Here is a 17,096-nt window from a genome sequence, read left to right as displayed (position 1 = left end):
ATGCTGACATTGATTAAAAATGAATGGATCAAATTAACCAAAAAACGTTCTACTTGGATCATGCTGCTTTTATTGGTTCTAATGACTTTTGGGTTGACCTATGTGGTTCGCTTAGGTAGTCCCGAGATTGGTGCCAATGATTTATTCGCTTCTTTGAGCGACATGACTTCCTTTTTAAACTTATTTGTGGTGATTGTGGCAGCTTCTTCAGTGGCGGAAGAGTTCAGTCGTGGAACAATCAAGTTCTTATTGATTCGGCCTTTTTCCAGAAGCCAAATCTTAGCAGCAAAAGCCATCAACACGTTTTTATTTGCGCTTTTAGGGACTGCTGTTTTACTAATCAGTAGTTTAGCAGCCGCCAATTTATTTTTAGCAGCTGAATCACCTTTTGCTGCTACTGGCTACAACGGGCTAGCGGCGATTCTCGTTGCCTTTGTTTTTGCGGGAACCAACTTGCTATTGATTGTCTTTTATATTGCATTGACCATCTTTATCTCAGCCGTCATTCGCTCTCAAAGCCTGGCGGTTGGCTTAGGCTTGGGTATGTTGTTTGGAAGCAGCATCATCAACTCGATCATGCTTTTTGCTCAAGAAAAATACCCATGGCTGAAGTGGAACCCGTTTAATTTTATGAATATCAAAGAGCAGATACCGAGTTTATTAAATAGTCCTGACATGCAGATGACTGCCTTTGATCCGGGATTGGGCTATTGGGAAATGGCGATCGGGATCCTTGTTTATAGTGTTTTAATCTACCTTTTAACAAATTGGTTATTCAATAAAAGAGATGTCGCATTAAGTTGAGGAAACGAGTGAAAGTTTTTGGATAAATCCAACTTTCACTCTTTCTTTTTGTGTTTTTTTCTAGTAAAATGATTCATTGAGAGTACAAGAGAAAGGAGAGTTTTCAAATGGTTAGTGTAGGAATCGTAATCGTGATCGCTGTTGTTGCAGCATTACTAGGCGCTGTCGGCGGCTTCTTTTTGGCGCGTAAATATATGCAAGATTATCTAAAGAAAAATCCTCCCGTTAATGAGGATATGCTTCGCTCGATGATGATGTCAATGGGTCAAAAACCTTCTGAGAAAAAGATTCGTCAGATGATGCAGCAAATGAAAAACCAAAAGTAGGTTTTTTTCTAAGAAGCGGGCTGATTTTATCAGCTCGCTTTTTATTGCGGCAAAATGCAGAAACTAAAAGAATGTCCCCAGGCTGCTTTTTCTATTTACGTTCTGTGAATAGCGGGGTAGCAATCGAATCTGAATCTAATAAATATTCGGAAAAATCGCAAAATTTAGGCAACAGGTCACAAAGAAATGGAGAGTGTTATGTCAATATTTAGGAAGTTAGGTTGGTTTTTTAAACAAGAAAAGAAACATTATTTGTTAGGCGTAGGCTCTTTAGTCCTAGTCGCCTTGGTACAGTTGGCCCCTCCCAAAGTTATCGGGATCATCATCGATGAAATTGCGGAAAAAGAGATCTCGATGCAGACGATCTTTTTTTGGGTCATGATCTTGATTGCTTCAGCTATCGCTCAATATGTGTTTCGTTTTGTCTGGCGAACGCATATCTGGGGCAGTGCCGCTCGGCTAGAAAAAACGTTACGCAGACAGTTATTTGCACATTTTACAAGGATGGATCAGTTGTTTTATCAAAAGCATCGGACAGGTGATTTGATGGCCCATGCCACCAATGACTTGAATGCCATCCAGAATGTGGCAGGGGCGGGGATCTTGACCTTTGCTGATTCCTTCATCTCTGGTGGAGCTACTATCATTGCGATGGTTCTCTTTATCGATTGGCGGTTAACGATCATTGCTCTATTGCCGCTGCCTTTCTTAGCAGTCATGGCACGGGTTCTTGGTAGCAAATTGCATGATGCGTTTCGTGACTCGCAAGAAGCATTTTCTTCCATCAACGACAAAGCCCAAGAAAGTATTACTGGGATGAAAGTCATCAAAACCTTTGGACAGGAAAAAGAGGACATCGCTGATTTTCAAACCAAAATTGACCATGCCATCATCAAAAACCGCAAAGTCAATTTTCTGGATGCCTTGTTTGATCCGTTTATTACGATCATTATCGGAATCTCCTATGTGCTGACGATCATCGTCGGCGGCAATTATGTTATGGACGGTACCATCTCGATCGGTCAATTGGTATCCTTCATCAGTTATATCGGTATGTTAGTTTGGCCGATGTTTGCCATTGGACGTCTGTTTAATGTGCTGGAACGAGGCAATGCTAGTTATGATCGGGTTGCCGAATTGTTGGCGGCAAAGACCCATATCATTGAAGCCAAAGATGCGGTCGATGCCCCAGCTCAAGGAACGGTGAACGTTCAAATCAATGATTTTCACTATCAAGGAGATGATTTTGCCCTGCAAGACATCCACTTTACTTTGCCTGCCGGGCAAACACTTGGTGTCGTCGGGAAAACCGGTGCTGGAAAAACCTCTTTGATGAAGCTTTTGTTGCGAGAGTATGATTCATTTGATGGAGCGATCACCTTCGGGGGCATCGATAGCAAGCAATACTCTTTGAATGCTCTTTTGGGATCAATCGGTTATGTTCCGCAAGATCATTTCTTATTTTCCATGACGATTCGAGACAATATCCGCTTTGCGCAACCACGGGCTTCTCAAGCAGAAGTTGAAGCGGCTGCTGGATTGGCAGTGATCCACGAGGATATCAGTCAGTTTCCGGAAGGGTATGAAACGATGGTGGGGGAACGTGGTGTTTCTCTTTCTGGCGGACAAAAACAGCGTTTATCCATTGCCCGTGCTTTGATCACTGATCCAGAATTATTGATTTTAGATGACGCCCTTTCAGCAGTAGATGCCAAAACGGAAGAAGCTATTTTACAACAATTACGGACGTTCCGTCAGAATAAAACAACGATCATTGCTGCCCACCGCCTAAGCAGTGTCAAGCACGCAGAAGAAATTCTCGTGATCGACAATGGGAAAATCAGTGAACGCGGGACCCATGAACAATTATTGGCTGCAAATGGCTGGTATAAAAAAATGTGGGACAAACAGCAACTAGAAGCCAAAATCGAAGGGAGTGAAGCCTAATGCAAGAATCAGAATGGAGTAAATCGATTCCCTTTAAAGAACAAAAAAACATCATCAAGCGAATGTTTCTTTTTGCCAAGCCATTTCGAAAAACCTTCTATGCAGCGATCTTTTTTGCTTTTGTGCTATCGATCGTCAATATCCTGTTGCCTTTGATCATTCAAACCTTTATGGATAATTATTTGACCAATCAAACGGCGACCCAGCAAGTCATTTATTTCTTTGCTGCATTGTATTTCTTTGGGGTGTTGGTAAAAGCTGTGATTTGGTTTTTCCAATGGTTCCTTTATTCGATGGGTTCTTTAAAAACCTATCAATATATTCGAGCAAAATTATTTGAAAAATTGCATAGTCTTGGGATGCGCTATTTCGATCAGACGCCAGCGGGTTCAATCGTTTCACGGGTCAGCAACGACACAGAAACGTTGTATGAATTTTGGTATGTCTTCTTGATGGTATTGACAGGGATTTTTGCGGTGGTTTCTTCTTTTGCCGCCATGTTTCGCATCAACGTCAAAATTGCTTTACTGAACTTGATTTTTCTGCCAATCCTAATGGTAGTCATCTGGTATTATCAAAAATTCAGCTCTCGTATCTATCGTCAAATGCGGGAAAAACTGAGTCAGCTGAATACGAAATTGAATGAATCGATTTCTGGCATGCAGATCATTCAGCAATTCCGTCAAGAGGCGCGGCTGAATGAAGAATTCGAAGCGACCAACGATGATTATTTGAAAACTAGATACGCTATGATCCGCACGAATGCGCTGCTACTATCACCAATCATTAGTTTGTTGTATGCCTTAGCGATTGCCTTGTCATTGACGCTCTTTGGGTTTGATGCCTTAGAATCGCCCATTGAAGTTGGGTTGATTTTCGCCTTTACGACCTATATTCAAGGATTCTTTAATCCCATGACACAGATGATGGATTTTCTCAGCGTCTTTACTGATGGGATGGTAGCCGGCAGCCGGATTTTGAAGATTATGGATAACGAAGAATATACGCCGCAGCAAAACTCCGATGCCAGTCAAACCATCACCAAAGGAAAAATTGAATTTCGTGATGTCAGTTTTTCCTATGATGGAAAAAACAACGTATTGAATCATATTTCTTTCATCGCCTATCCAGGTGAGACCGTGGCTCTAGTCGGTCACACAGGAAGTGGCAAGAGCTCGATCATCAATGTGTTGATGCGTTTTTACGAATTTGGGGAAGGGCAAATTTTGATCGATGATCAAGATATCCGCGACTTCACGATGGAAGAGCTTCGGAAAAAAGTTGGACTCGTATTGCAAGATGCTTTCATGTTTTATGGGGACATCGCTGACAATATCCGCTTATTGAATCAGGACATTCGTGAAGAACAGATCGAAGCAGCAGCAAAATTTGTTCAAGCAGATGCCTTTATTCAAAAACTACCTGGTAAATACCACGCCAAAGTGATTGAACGGGGTGCCAGTTATTCAAGCGGGCAACGGCAATTGATTTCCTTTGCCCGAACGATGGTGACCGATCCGAAAGTGCTGGTCTTGGATGAGGCGACTGCCAATATCGATACTGAAACAGAAGGACTGATCCAAGAAGGCTTGGCAAATATGCGTCAAGGGCGAACCACGATCGCGATCGCCCATCGATTGTCTACCATTCGCGATGCTGAGTTGATTTTGGTGCTTGATAAAGGCTCGATCGTCGAACGAGGCACCCATGATGAACTTTTGGCTCAAAAAGGGTTGTATGCCGATATGTACCGTTTGCAGGCAAGTGAAGTTTAAACGGCCAATAGACCTTAAAATACCACGTAGGTATTTTAAGGTCTATTTTGTATAAATTGAACAAATGAAGCAAAAATTTCTATTTGTGATTGACAGCGTTTTCACCCTTTGCTATCATGTAGACATTAAAACAACTAGCACCTAGTCAAACAAATGATTAATCGGTTAGGATCCTTTTCGGTTTAGACTAGTAATTACGCTCGGTCAGGCGAGTGTCAGAGGAGCCTTATGTGAAATGTTGTGCAAACAAGAGGATCGAATCATAGAGGAGAAACAGGAGGGAAGCGGCTCTAATCAAAAGGCAAGCATCCTGAGCCTATCTTTTACGAAGAGCCCAACCGACGAGAGTGGAATATGGAGGTTGATTTGAATAGTGGCAGCTCCCCATCGAGAAGGGATCGAAGGAGAATCGAGTGGAAGCTTAAAGATAGTGGATAAACACGAGATATTATTCGTTGTTTTATTTTTTTAAAATTTTTGTTAACCGGTTAACTAAAACGGTTAACAAAAAAGAGGAGGGAAGCAAACGTGGGAAATGGTCACAAGTCTAGCCGATTATTTCATGATAAAGGTCGCATTCAGCGAGAATAGGGGAAGTAGCAAACGTAGAAACTTGCAACACGATGTATGAACAAAAAAAGTTCAAATGGAAAGATGAGGGAAAATTTATGGTAGAAATTATAATTGGTATTTTAATGATCGTTTCTTTCTTAGGAATGGTTTGGTACTGCGTCAAAGGGTTCAACCTGATGGTGGGTTTCTTCGTTATGGCAACACTTTGGACCGTTTTAGCTTTTATTGGCAATGCGTTGAGTCCGGATTTAACAGCTTTGAATTTTGTCGATACGATTACAAATATTTATCAAACAGGACCCGCCGGTTTTGCTAGTTCGATTCTGGTCAATATTTTCTTCGGTTCCTTCTTTGGTCGGATTTTGATGGATACAGGGATCGCAGCAACGCTGATTCGCAAGGTTGTTGAGCTTGGTGGGGATAAACCACGGATCACCATGACCCTTTTATGTACTGTTACTGCTTTATGTTTCACATCCATGACGGGCATTGGTCCTGTAATCTCTATCGCAGTGATCGTTATGCCAATTTTGCAAGCGTTGGGTATTCCAACAGCGATCGCTTTATTCGCTTTTATGGGTTCCATCATGGCGGGAATTTTTGCCAATGTAACAAATTTTGTGCAATACCAAGGTATTTTAGCGGCATTACAACCTGACGGAAGTCAATCCATGATGGAATATGGGTTTTCCGATTATTTCACATTCGGCATGATTGCACTAGTCGTTTCCTTACTTGTGACATTGGTTTTTGCCAATATTGCTTTAAGTCGTGCGAAATCATCAAAAGTCAAAGCGTGGGCTTCCACACCTGGCGCAACTTCAGGCGATGCTCCTTGGTATTCTTGGGTAGCTGTGATCGCACCAGTCTTACTCGTTGTGTTTGCTGAATTTCCTATTATTCCAGCATTTATTCTCGCAGCTTTGTACGCCTTACTGACTTGCGGAAAATTAAAAGGTGGTTTCGTGAATATTTGCCGCATGTTAGCTAAACAATTTGCAGATGGTGCTGTCGATGTTGCGCCCCTGGTAGGTTTCTTATTAGTACTGGCTATGTTTAATTCAGCTGCAAGTCTAGCGGTTCCTTTCTTTGAACCAATCGTTGGCGGTCTAGTTCCTCATAGTACCGTGGCTCTTGCGATCTTATTTGCCATCTTAGCGCCCCTTGGTTTCTTCCGCGGTCCTTTGAACTTAGTCGGATCAGGAGGCGCAGTAGCGGCAGTGATCTTAGCTGCCACAAATTGGGATCTGGCATTCATTTTTCCACTTTTCGCTGTGGTCACGATCGCTCCTCAGCATTTGGATATTACTCAGTCATGGGTAGCATGGGGTCTAGGACATCATAAAGTTGGTTCTAAAGATTTCATGAAGTTTTCGATACCAGCTGGGTGGCTTTCTAGTGCGATCCTGTGTATCATTGCGCTCATTTTGTTCGGTTTGAATAACTAGTCGATGAAAGAACGTAGCTAATCAATAAATCATGCAACTATGGATGTAGGAGGAAAGTGGAAATGAGTGAATTAAGAAAAGTTAGAATGGGGATCGATGTAGGCGGTACCCATACAAAAGCTGTCGCTATCGATAATCTGACTCACGAGATCATAGGAAAATCCAGCGTGAAGACCACTCATGATCATGAACGGGGGGTAGCTGCTGGCGTTGTCGAGAGTTTTCAAAATTGTATGAAAGAAAATGATATTGACCCAAAAAGTGTGATTTTTGTTGCTCATTCAACCACCCAAGCCACGAACGCTTTGATTGAAGGGGATGTGGCTGACATTGGTGTTTTCGGTATGGCTCGTGGTGGTTTCGAAGGATTTCTGGCAAAGCGTCAATTAAAAATTGCCGATATCGTTCTAGGGAATCAGCGATCCATTAAGATCATCAATGCCTTCTCAAAACTCAAAGGAATGAATAAAGCGAGTGTTGAAGAAATGATCGATGATCTAGTGAGGCAAGGATCAGAAGTGATCGTCGCTAGTATGGCTTTTGGTGTAGATAATAATGATGCTGAGAATCTAGTGATGGAAGTTTGTACAGAAAAAGGAATTCCATGTACTGTTGCTTCAGATATCACGAAACTTTACGGATTGACCAGAAGGACACGAACTGCCACTATCAATGCAAGTATTTTACCTAAAATGTTATCTGTCGCAAATTCCACGGAAGTCTCTGTGAAGGAGTCTGGTGTAGATGTACCCTTAATGATCATGAGAGGCGATGGTGGGGTTATGGAGATTGCTGAGATGAAAAAGCGGCCAGTTCTGACCATGCTCTCGGGTCCGGCAGCTTCAGTAATGGGTTCACTGATGTATTTACGAGCATCAAATGGCGTGTATTTTGAAGTAGGCGGCACAACCACCAATATCGGTGTCATTAAAAACGGACGGCCAGCGATCGACTATTCTGTCGTTGGCGGACATGAAACATACATTTCCAGTTTGGATGTACGAATCACGGGCTGTGCAGGGGGGTCCATGATTCGCGCAACTGCTAATGGAGTGGTAGATGTAGGACCTCGTTCTGCACATATTGCCGGTCTTGACTACGCAGTTTACTCTGATCCAATCAACTGGACAGGAGGAACGGTGGAATTCTTTAGTCCGAAAGAAGGCGATCCTGCAGATTATGTTGCAATCAAATTTGATAATGGTGATCGGGTAACCATCACCAACTCATGTGCAGCAAACGTGTTGGGCTTGATCAAACCGGAACATTTCTCTTATGGGAATATCGAAGCGGCTCGAAAAGCGATGGGCGTATTAGCGGATTATTGTGGCACGACGATCGAAGATATCGCGACTCAAATCATGGAGCGTTCTTACGCAAAATTAGAGCCAGTCATTTTGGCTTTAGCAGAAAAATACAAACTAGAAAAAAGCCAGATTTCATTAGTAGGAGTTGGCGGCGGCGCTTCGTCATTAATTATCTACTTGTCAGAAAAAATGGGCGTAAAATATTCGATTCCGGAGAATGCTGAAGTGATTTCCTCTATTGGCGTCGCCCTAGCGATGGTACGAGATGTCGTTGAACGGATTATTCCTTCACCTTCGAAAGAAGACTTGCGATCAATCAAAACAGAGGCTATCAATAAAGCCATTGAGAGTGGGGCTACCCCAGAAAGTGTGGAAGTCTTTATCGAAATCGATCCTCAAACGTCTAAAGTCACAGCCATTGCAACTGGTTCCACCGAAGTCAAGACGACGGATCTTTTAGCAGAGGCAACCGTCGAGGAAGCCCAAGAATTAGCAGCGGGCGATTTAGGGCTACCTACTAACGAAATTGATCTTTTAGAGAAAAGCTCGCATTTTTATGTGTTTGGAACCCGTGTTTCTACAGGAGACAATCCGGCAATTCGAATCCTTGATAAAAAAGGCTTTATTAAAGTACAACGAGCTTCAGGGAAGGTCATCAAAACCACCGCGGAGAATTATGTGCAAGCAGTCGAGCAACTATGGGATGATTTGGCGATCTATCAGACAGAAGTGATTTTGCGTCCAGATTTCTATATTTGTGCCGGACCTCGGGTGATGGATTTTTCAGTAAACGATTTGGAGGCATTGATGTTGTTGATCGATATCGAAATGTCGACTTTTGATTCTAATGAAGAAGTGATGATTCTGGCGGCGAACTCCCTATGATCAAGCAGAGGTTTTTCTTAAAACAGCAAAATACGGTTGATCTGGCATTATTAGAAAAGTGGTATGAACAGCTCATGCCCATCAGCGAATTCAGTTGGGGAGTATTTGAGTTTACCCGCGAGATGCTACGTAATAAAGTGAGGGAAGAGGAAAAAAACGAAATCATTGAAGAAGCCATCTTATGTGGTAGAACATGGGCGCAAAAAATGCTCGACCAGTTTGATTTGAAAAAACAGGAAAAGGCAGATCGTGCCTGGTACTTGGCGAATAAGCTTGGTTTATCAATTACGGAAAGATCTGGAAAACCGACGAAGTTTCGCATGGTCTTTGCGCAGTTTGTCATGGAGCGCTCCATTGAATTGATCACTGAACCCATTGCTGCCTACACTGTGCTGACTCAATCTTCGCAAATATTGCCTAAACCAGAAGTTGTCCGAGGGATCTTGATCGCCCATGAAATTTTTCACTATTTAGAAGAGCAACATGGTGCCACGATGTACCATATCACCAAAACGATCCCACTGTGGCGCTTTTTTTCCTACGAGCACCGGTCAACGGTTGGTTGTGCTTCGGAAATTGCTGCGATGGCTTTTGCAAAAGAACTGTGTGAGGCAGACTTTGTGCCTCAAATATTAGATATTTTGCTTTCCTATCCGTTGGAAGTGGACTTTTCAAAAAGTATATATGAAGTCGTGCAGCAAGAAATGCGCCACATTGAAGCAATGGGCTAGTTCTTTGAAAATAGCTCACTTAGCGGCTTCTTTACGATCTGTCACTATTGAGATAGGACAGTCCGTGTCGAACGAAATCGGTCCTTGTTCATTTTTCAAGGGTTCCATGATATAATTGACCAACAGCAAAAAGCAAGGCGTGGATTGAATGGCAAATGAGAAAATCACCATTAAGATGGTGTCAGAAAAAGCAAATGTTTCAAAAACCACCGTTTCTAGATATTTGAATGGCAAATATGAATTTATGTCAGCAGAGACAAAAAAGCGCATCGAAGAAGTGATCGCAGAGCTTGAATACCGTCCAAATGCGCTAGCACAGGGGTTGAAAAACAATAAAACGGGATTGATCGGCATCGTTGTCAGCAATATCATGATCCCGGAAGTAGCAGCTTTAGTTCGAGGCGTCAATGATTATTGTATACGAAAATCTTTTCAGGTGATTCTTGTTGAAACCGATCAAAAAAATATTTCTCAGCAGGATCAAATCCAAGCGTTGATCGACCGTCAAGTGGAAGGGCTTATTCTATCGTCGAATCAGGACGAAGCATTCGTGAAAAGCTTGACTGAGCAAAAGGTCAAAATCGTGCTGGCTGATTGCACGATCGAAGAATTGATGATTGATACAGTCATCGTTGATAATGAAAAAGCGACGGCCGAGATGATTCAACGTATTTATTCAGAAGGCTTTGATCGAGTCGCTTACTTTACACCACCGCTCACAACGCCTAGTCGGAAGAAAAAACTTGCTCTTTTTCTGGAAAGTTCTAAAATCGCAGTCAGAAATCCTGAGCAACTAGCATTTGAGATCGAAGAAACACAAGTGGCATTTGACGCGTGTAAGGAATCACTAAACGAATTGTTGAAAAAAAATCAAGGCTATCGTTTAGCAATATTAGCTGAAAACAGTGAGTTGATGTTTGCATTGATCCATGTGATCTATAGCTTGGGCTTGCGGATTCCAGAAGACGTTGCGATCGGGGGCTATGATGATTTAGGCTGGAACAAACTTTATCATCATGAAATGTCTGTGATTGAAAAACCGTCGTATGAAATTGGTTCGCAAGCTGCTGAACTTTTAGTCAAGCGGATCTCAAAAGGGAAAATGCAGTATAAACCAAAAGTGATCGAAGTACAGCCAAAAATCAAAATGAGTGGTTCGACACAAGTGAGTGACAATAGTTTTGATAAAATCGTTATCCGTATGAACCAAGAAAACCAGCCTTACATCAAAAAAAATTATCGTAAACAAGATGATTAGCTTTTTTTGAAAAAACAAGAAGCAAATGACATAATAGCCGACTCCCCATCATTAGACTGATCAGTCAAGTCTTTGGGGAGCGGTTTTTTATCGTTCGTTAAGGTTTTGTCTTTATCTAAGATAAGAACGAATAAAAATTGATCCCTCGTGTTTTCAACAAACGATCAATAGATTCGTATTAGGTGTCAGTAAAAATAACGAACAACGATTGACAGCGCTTTCTACCTTTGCTATGATAAAGATAATAGAACTGGTTCTAATGGATAGTGATTGTTGATTTTTAACAAGCTAAACCTGATGAAGCTGCGGTATTTGCGCTGCTTTCATGAGGTTTTTTCTGTGTTGACTGTTGGCTAAACAACAAAGACAAGCAATGAACCATATCCGCAATGATAAAGTAAGTGGGGGTAGGACATGAAAATCAGTAAAGTGTTAAACAATAATGTTGTGATCACTACCGATCAAAGTCAAAACGAGATTATTGTTATGGGGCGGGGGATTGCCTTTAAGAAAAAAGTGGGAGATGACATTTCTTCAGAAACGGTCGATAAAGTATATCGCTTAGAAAATCAGACGATCTTATCTCAATTTCAAGAGCTGCTTGCTGACTTACCACTGGAATATCTTGAATTATCCAATGAGATCATTGAGTATGCTCGGCGAGAATTGTCATCCCCCATCAATGATTCCATCTACATCTCGCTGACAGATCATATGCACTGTGCCATTGAACGATCGAAAAAAGGAATGACGGTCAAAAATGTCTTATTGTGGGATATCAAGCGTTTTTTCCCCGATGAGTACCAAATAGGCTGCAAAACAGTAGAAAAAATCAAAGAACATTACGGGATTCAGCTGCCAGATGATGAAGCTGGCTTTATTGCTCTGCATCTGGTCAATGCGCAAACCGAAAATGGTGACCAAGGCAATATTGCTGAGCTAACCCAAACGATGCAAGACATCATTAACATTGTTAAATATTTTTTCAAAACCACCTTTGATGAAGAGTCCGTTTATTTTTATCGCTTCACTACGCATTTGAAATTTTTTGTCTCAAGAATGCAAAACCATACCCCTCATACGGATGAAACCGATGAAGATCTTTTGGCTATGGTCAAAGTGAAGTACCGAAATGCGTATCAATGCGTACAAAAAATCGCTGAACTATTAGAAAATCAGTATCAGTATCAAATGTCCAGTGACGAAAGTTTGTATTTAACGATTCATATTGCCAGACTTGTGCAAAAAAATCGTTGATTGAAATAAAGAAGAAAGGAGAAGGAGTTTTACTCAGTGCAAGATATAGAAGAAAGAATAATTTTTTGGCAATGATTTTTATTAAAACGTATTTTTAGGACCGCTAGTTAAGAAGTAGCATATCAAAGACGAAACATTTTGGATAGTGACATTCAGTTGGCTAAACCTTCAATACAAAAAAATTGGAGGAATCAAAAATGGGTAAATATCGTGAATTAGCAGAAAAAATTGTCGCAAATGTCGGTGGGAAAGAGAACATCAATAGCTTGACGCATTGTATCACACGCCTGCGTTTTAAATTAAAGGATGAAGGCGTCGCAAATGATGAAGTCTTAAAGAATATGGAAGGTGTCGTGACGGTCATGAAGAGTGGCGGTCAATACCAGGTGGTTATCGGAAACCATGTGCCAGATGTCTATGCAGAAGTGATCGATGTTGCAGGAATCAGTGGTGATGCTGAAGAAACAGCCTCAGGTGGCAACTTGTTTGATCGTTTGATCGATATTTTGAGCGGCTGCTTCCAACCCTTCTTAGGTGCTTTGTGTGCGGCTGGGATGATCAAAGGACTAAACGCACTGTTGCTTTTTATTGGTACAACAGGTTTGATCGATTATACAACAACGACTGGTACCTATGTGATGTTCAATGCGATCGGTGATTCGATCTTCATGTTTATGCCGGTGATTTTAGGGTATACGTCAGCAAAAAAATTCCGCTTAAATCCAATGGTGGGAATCGTGATCGGGTCGGCGCTTTGCTATCCGACGATTCAAGGATCAGCCTTGCAAGCGGCATTTGTTGCCGGAGCTGGCGAGGGAGCTGCTGCACCTTATAGCTTATTAGGCTTGCCAGCGTATGAAACCTTCTTAGGGATTCCGTGGGTTGGTGCGACATATACTAGTAGTGTGGTTCCAGTAATCTTTATCATCGCATTCGCTGCACAAGTTCAAAAATTGGCGAAGAAAATCATTCCGTCTGTTGTCCAAACATTTTTAGTGCCTTTCTTGGTTTTATTGATTGCATTGCCAATTGGCTTTTTGGTGATTGGACCTGTGATCAGTATGTTGACGGATCTTTTAAGCTCAGGATTTGAAGCATTGATGGACTTCTCTCCAGCGATTTATGGTTTGTTATTAGGCTTCTTCTGGCAAGTCTTGGTTATTTTCGGCTTGCATTGGTCAGTTGTGCCACTACACATTATGCAAGTGACACAGCTCGGCTACAGTCAAATTTTGGTAGCATCATTTGGTGCCAGCTTTGCCCAAACAGCGGTAGTGATGGCTATGTACTTTAAACTTAAAGACAAAAAACTAAAAGCTCTATGTCCACCAGCCATTATCTCAGGACTTTTCGGTGTAACAGAACCAGCAATTTATGGGATCACGTTACCGAAAAAAATGCCGTTTTTCTTCTCAATGATTGGTGGGGCGGTCGCAGGTGCCTTCTTAATGATCAATGGCACAACGAGCTATACCTCTGGTGGTTTAGGCGTCTTTGGAATCTTTAACTATATCACTCCAGAAGGCGATGCCAGTGGCATGTGGTTCTCGGTCATCGGGATCTTGATCGCTGCAGCGATTGGTTTTGGTTTGACGATGGCTTTCTGGAAAGATGATGCGGTGGAAGAAGAAATCGCAGAAGGACAACCAGCGATGACTGTTCGGAAAGAAGTAATCACTTCCCCTGTTGAAGGAACGATCGCACCACTAAGCAGTGCAAAAGATGAAGCCTTCGCACAAGGGATTCTAGGAAAAGGCATCTTGATCCATCCCTCAAAAGGCGAAGTTGTGGCTCCTTTTGACGGAACAGTAATGACCTTGTTCCCAACCAAACATGCCATTGGGTTGATCTCTGAGAACGGCTTAGAGCTTTTGATCCATATTGGTTTAGATACTGTTCAATTAAACGGTGAATACTTTGAAGCCCATGTGAAGCAAGGCGACACGGTGACTCGCGGACAAAAATTGATCACCTTTGATAAGGATGCATTGATCAAAGCTGGATTTAATATTGAGACCCCAGTGTTAGTCACCAACTCCGCCGATTATTTGGATATCATCGAGTCAGACAAACGTGAGGTAGGCTGTTCCGATGATTTGATCACGGCTTTAGTTTAGCCAAAAACTTTCTAACAAGTTCTACGTAAGGTTAAAAGCGATCGCCCATGTGAAGCGATCGCTTTTTGTCAGTCATTTAATTGGGAAAAAGTGAGTCTTTATAATGAAGATTTTTATCGTAGGTTGGCTCAGCGATTATCGTCGATGATGTAGGGCGCTTGTCATAAGCCATGCCAATATCGATCAAATGCTGCAAGTTTTTTTCATAATGCTCCGAAAAGACGACTGCGTACAACAAATCCAGCAAGTAGCAAACGGACGTATTGATCGTAAAGTTGGCGATCTTTGAGTAGAGCCGTTCTCTTGTCGTGATATTCAAAACACAATTACTTAATTTCGCCAAGGAGTTCTCCCCGATACTCGTCATGCCAATGATGGAAACCTGCCGCTCGGCAAGGATCTTACCGATTTCTTTGACCATTTTGTTTTCACCGGTGTAAGAAATCAAGATCGCGGTCGTATCGGAGGTACAGTTAGATGCCTCGTAAGCACTCTCGCCGAAGGTGTCGCAGACGTGAATGTTTTTTCCTAAACGCCGCATCTTCAAAACAAAGTCTTGAGAAATCAAGGTATTGGCATTACTGGCGAAGATCTTGATATGGTTGGCGTTGAGCAACGATTGTTTCGCTTTTTGTAATTCATCATGATGGATCAAGGAAAGCGTATCTTCAATCGTTGTTTGTTCAAGCTTTGCCAACTTTTTGGCGATGGTCATAATGCCGTCATGGGAGGAAAAAGGGAAGTTCGCATCTACATCAGTAAAATGGCTGCTCATATAAGTTTGCTCTTCCACAAAGGCCGTTTTTAAGTCGAGCCAACCATTGAAGCCTAATTTTTTGGCAATCCGAATAAAAGTAGAAGGATGAACGTAGGTCTTTTCTGACAATTCCTTAATGGTTTGATCCGCCATCGCAGTCGGGTTGGCTAATAAATAATCGATCAACGATCGTTCCGCTGGTGCTAGTTTGATTTGGCGCATTTTTTCTTGTAACAACATGGTATATATGCTCCTTTTTACATTTTTTTATGATTATTTGTAAATGGTTTTTACAAAAATTCGTTTTTATTCAGTACCTAGCGAATCGTTTACATCCTAATTATTCCTTATTTGATGCTCTTTGTAAATCTTTTTTACAAAACATCTGCAAGAAGAAGCGAGATTTGCAAACGCTTTTTCTAAATATGCTATTTACATTGAATCAAATGTTTTTATGAATGATAATAAGAATGTAAATAAAATAGCAAAGGAGCAATACAATGACAAAAGGAATTAAAATTGCAACCATTGGTGGCGGCAGCAGCTATACCCCGGAGTTAATGGAAGGCTTTATCAAACGCTATGAAGAATTGCCGATTCGTGAGATTTGGCTAGTAGATATCGAAGCAGGAAAAGAAAAATTAGCAATCGTTGGTGCGATGGCACAACGGATGTGGGATGCGTCACCCTACGATGTAAAAATCCACATGACATTGGATCGAGAAGAAGCGCTAAAAGATGCTGATTTCGTTACGACCCAATTTCGAGTAGGGTTGCTGAATGCCCGCATTAAAGATGAACGAATTCCTGCTTATTATGGCATGATTGGTCAAGAAACCAACGGCCCTGGCGGAATGTTCAAAGCGTTTCGTACGGTTCCAATCATTCTTGAAATTGTTGAAGACATGAAACGTTTATGTCCGGATGCTTGGTTGATCAATTTTGCGAATCCAAGCGGCATGGTGACTGAAGCAATCGTGCGTTACGGAAAATGGGACAAAGTGATCGGGTTGTGTAATGTGCCAGTCATGGCAACCATGATTGAGCCAGCCTTGATCGGTAAAGAACCGGACGAATTGATCTACAAATTTGCAGGATTGAATCACTTCCATTGGCACAAAGTTGCTGATTCACACGGCAACGATGTAACGATGGATATTATTGATAAAATGTATGAAGAAGACAATGGCTTACCGAAGAATATCTTTGATATTCCATTTTACAAAGAACAGCTAGAACAAATGAAGATGATCCCTTGCGGTTATCATCGTTACTACTATCGTCAAGAAGAAATGCTGAATCATGCGATCGAAGAATACAAGACTGTTGGGACCCGTGCACAGCAAGTGAAACAAACCGAAGCCGAATTGTTTGAGTTGTACAAAGACCCTGAATTGGATCATAAACCTGAACAGCTGCAAAAACGTGGTGGTGCGTATTACTCAGATGCAGCGTGTGAAACGATTGCTTCCATTTATGCCAATAAAAATACCCAAATCGTTGTTTCAACAAAAAATGAAGGCGCCGTTCCAGATCTTCCTGCCGATTGCGTAGTTGAAGTAACAGCTTACGTTGGCGGACAAGGTGCTAGAAATGTTGCCTTTGGTGAGTTACCGACAGCTGAAAAAGGTTGGTTACAGGTAATGAAAGCAATGGAATTATTAACGATCGAAGCAGCTGTGACTGGGGATTACAATATCGCATTACAAGCCTTCACCATCAACCCATTGGTTCCATCAGGTGATACGGCAAAACGTGTCATGGACGAACTGTTTATTGCCCACAAAGATCACTTGCCTAAATTTAAGGAAACGATCGCACGTCTTGAAAAAGAAGGCGTAGAAGTACAAGATGAAGTAGCCCGCGAACTTGATCGCGAACTAGTTAAATAAAGAGAAAGTAGGAAAGAAA

Annotated in this window: 12 protein-coding genes; 11 read left to right on the top strand and 1 reads right to left on the bottom strand. The window is 41.8% G+C overall.

Annotated features, from left to right (window positions below; translation table 11 throughout):
• The 10 genes from CXM95_RS10640 to CXM95_RS10595 all read left to right on the top strand — a co-directional run bounded on the left by CXM95_RS10640 (position 1) and on the right by CXM95_RS10595 (position 14,428).
• On the top strand, positions 1-804 hold the full coding sequence (locus tag CXM95_RS10640; RefSeq protein WP_008378441.1) for an ABC transporter permease: 804 nt from the start codon (positions 1-3) through the stop codon (positions 802-804).
• A gap of 107 nt (positions 805-911) precedes the next feature.
• Positions 912-1,130 carry a YneF family protein gene (locus tag CXM95_RS10635; protein ID WP_005235432.1) on the top strand — a complete coding sequence of 73 codons (219 nt, stop codon included), beginning with the start codon at positions 912-914 and terminating at the stop codon, positions 1,128-1,130.
• A gap of 198 nt (positions 1,131-1,328) precedes the next feature.
• Positions 1,329-3,077: an ABC transporter ATP-binding protein gene (locus tag CXM95_RS10630; RefSeq protein ID WP_042890950.1), complete on the top strand. Its 1,749-nt coding sequence runs from the start codon at positions 1,329-1,331 to the stop codon at positions 3,075-3,077.
• Positions 3,077-4,852 (top strand): ABC transporter ATP-binding protein, encoded by a 1,776-nt coding sequence (locus CXM95_RS10625; protein WP_008378435.1) that lies wholly within the window; start codon positions 3,077-3,079, stop codon positions 4,850-4,852. Before CXM95_RS10630 ends, CXM95_RS10625 begins: the two co-directional genes overlap by 1 nt.
• A 668-nt stretch (positions 4,853-5,520) precedes the next feature.
• Entirely contained in the window at positions 5,521-6,873 is a 1,353-nt protein-coding gene (locus tag CXM95_RS10620) for an SLC13 family permease (RefSeq protein ID WP_008378434.1), read from the top strand.
• Between the two features lie 62 nt (positions 6,874-6,935).
• Entirely contained in the window at positions 6,936-9,065 is a 2,130-nt protein-coding gene (locus CXM95_RS10615) for a hydantoinase/oxoprolinase family protein (RefSeq protein ID WP_101699153.1), read from the top strand.
• On the top strand, positions 9,062-9,796 hold the full coding sequence (locus CXM95_RS10610; protein WP_005235446.1) for a hypothetical protein: 735 nt from the start codon (positions 9,062-9,064) through the stop codon (positions 9,794-9,796). The genes CXM95_RS10615 and CXM95_RS10610 overlap by 4 nt, the downstream gene beginning before the upstream one ends.
• Positions 9,797-9,944: 148 nt before the next feature.
• Positions 9,945-11,054 (top strand): LacI family DNA-binding transcriptional regulator, encoded by a 1,110-nt coding sequence (locus CXM95_RS10605; protein ID WP_005235448.1) that lies wholly within the window; start codon positions 9,945-9,947, stop codon positions 11,052-11,054.
• 414 nt (positions 11,055-11,468) lie between these two features.
• Positions 11,469-12,311 carry a BglG family transcription antiterminator LicT gene (gene licT / locus CXM95_RS10600; protein WP_005235451.1) on the top strand — a complete coding sequence of 281 codons (843 nt, stop codon included), beginning with the start codon at positions 11,469-11,471 and terminating at the stop codon, positions 12,309-12,311.
• A gap of 197 nt (positions 12,312-12,508) precedes the next feature.
• Positions 12,509-14,428 (top strand): beta-glucoside-specific PTS transporter subunit IIABC, encoded by a 1,920-nt coding sequence (locus tag CXM95_RS10595; RefSeq protein WP_005235453.1) that lies wholly within the window; start codon positions 12,509-12,511, stop codon positions 14,426-14,428.
• 76 nt (positions 14,429-14,504) lie between these two features.
• Here the strand turns inward: CXM95_RS10595 and CXM95_RS10590 are convergent, their stop codons facing one another.
• Positions 14,505-15,425: a MurR/RpiR family transcriptional regulator gene (locus CXM95_RS10590; RefSeq protein ID WP_005235454.1), complete on the bottom strand. Its 921-nt coding sequence runs from the start codon at positions 15,423-15,425 to the stop codon at positions 14,505-14,507.
• A 260-nt stretch (positions 15,426-15,685) separates the two neighbouring features.
• On the opposite strand from CXM95_RS10590, the gene CXM95_RS10580 reads away from it, so the two are divergent.
• Positions 15,686-17,077 carry a 6-phospho-beta-glucosidase gene (locus CXM95_RS10580; protein ID WP_008378426.1) on the top strand — a complete coding sequence of 464 codons (1,392 nt, stop codon included), beginning with the start codon at positions 15,686-15,688 and terminating at the stop codon, positions 17,075-17,077.
• The last annotated feature ends 19 nt before the right edge of the window (positions 17,078-17,096 follow it).

Source organism: Enterococcus sp. CR-Ec1, assembly GCF_002850555.1.
In the GTDB taxonomy this organism is placed as follows: Bacteria; Bacillota; Bacilli; order Lactobacillales; family Enterococcaceae; genus Enterococcus_D; species Enterococcus_D entomosocium.
The sequence above is the reverse complement of the archived record's forward strand: the minus strand, read 5'-3'. Positions and strand labels throughout refer to the sequence as shown.

Bases quoted from the DNA above. Each gene is read 5' to 3' on its own strand.
- CXM95_RS10640 (WP_008378441.1), top strand. From the start codon at position 1: ATGCTGACATTGATTAAAAATGAATGGATCAAATTAACCAAAAAACGT.
- CXM95_RS10635 (WP_005235432.1), top strand. From the start codon at position 912: ATGGTTAGTGTAGGAATCGTAATCGTGATCGCTGTTGTTGCAGCATTA.
- CXM95_RS10630 (WP_042890950.1), top strand. From the start codon at position 1,329: ATGTCAATATTTAGGAAGTTAGGTTGGTTTTTTAAACAAGAAAAGAAA.
- CXM95_RS10625 (WP_008378435.1), top strand. From the start codon at position 3,077: ATGCAAGAATCAGAATGGAGTAAATCGATTCCCTTTAAAGAACAAAAA.
- CXM95_RS10620 (WP_008378434.1), top strand. From the start codon at position 5,521: ATGGTAGAAATTATAATTGGTATTTTAATGATCGTTTCTTTCTTAGGA.
- CXM95_RS10615 (WP_101699153.1), top strand. From the start codon at position 6,936: ATGAGTGAATTAAGAAAAGTTAGAATGGGGATCGATGTAGGCGGTACC.
- CXM95_RS10610 (WP_005235446.1), top strand. From the start codon at position 9,062: ATGATCAAGCAGAGGTTTTTCTTAAAACAGCAAAATACGGTTGATCTG.
- CXM95_RS10605 (WP_005235448.1), top strand. From the start codon at position 9,945: ATGGCAAATGAGAAAATCACCATTAAGATGGTGTCAGAAAAAGCAAAT.
- licT (WP_005235451.1), top strand. From the start codon at position 11,469: ATGAAAATCAGTAAAGTGTTAAACAATAATGTTGTGATCACTACCGAT.
- CXM95_RS10595 (WP_005235453.1), top strand. From the start codon at position 12,509: ATGGGTAAATATCGTGAATTAGCAGAAAAAATTGTCGCAAATGTCGGT.
- CXM95_RS10590 (WP_005235454.1), bottom strand. From the start codon at position 15,425: ATGTTGTTACAAGAAAAAATGCGCCAAATCAAACTAGCACCAGCGGAA.
- CXM95_RS10580 (WP_008378426.1), top strand. From the start codon at position 15,686: ATGACAAAAGGAATTAAAATTGCAACCATTGGTGGCGGCAGCAGCTAT.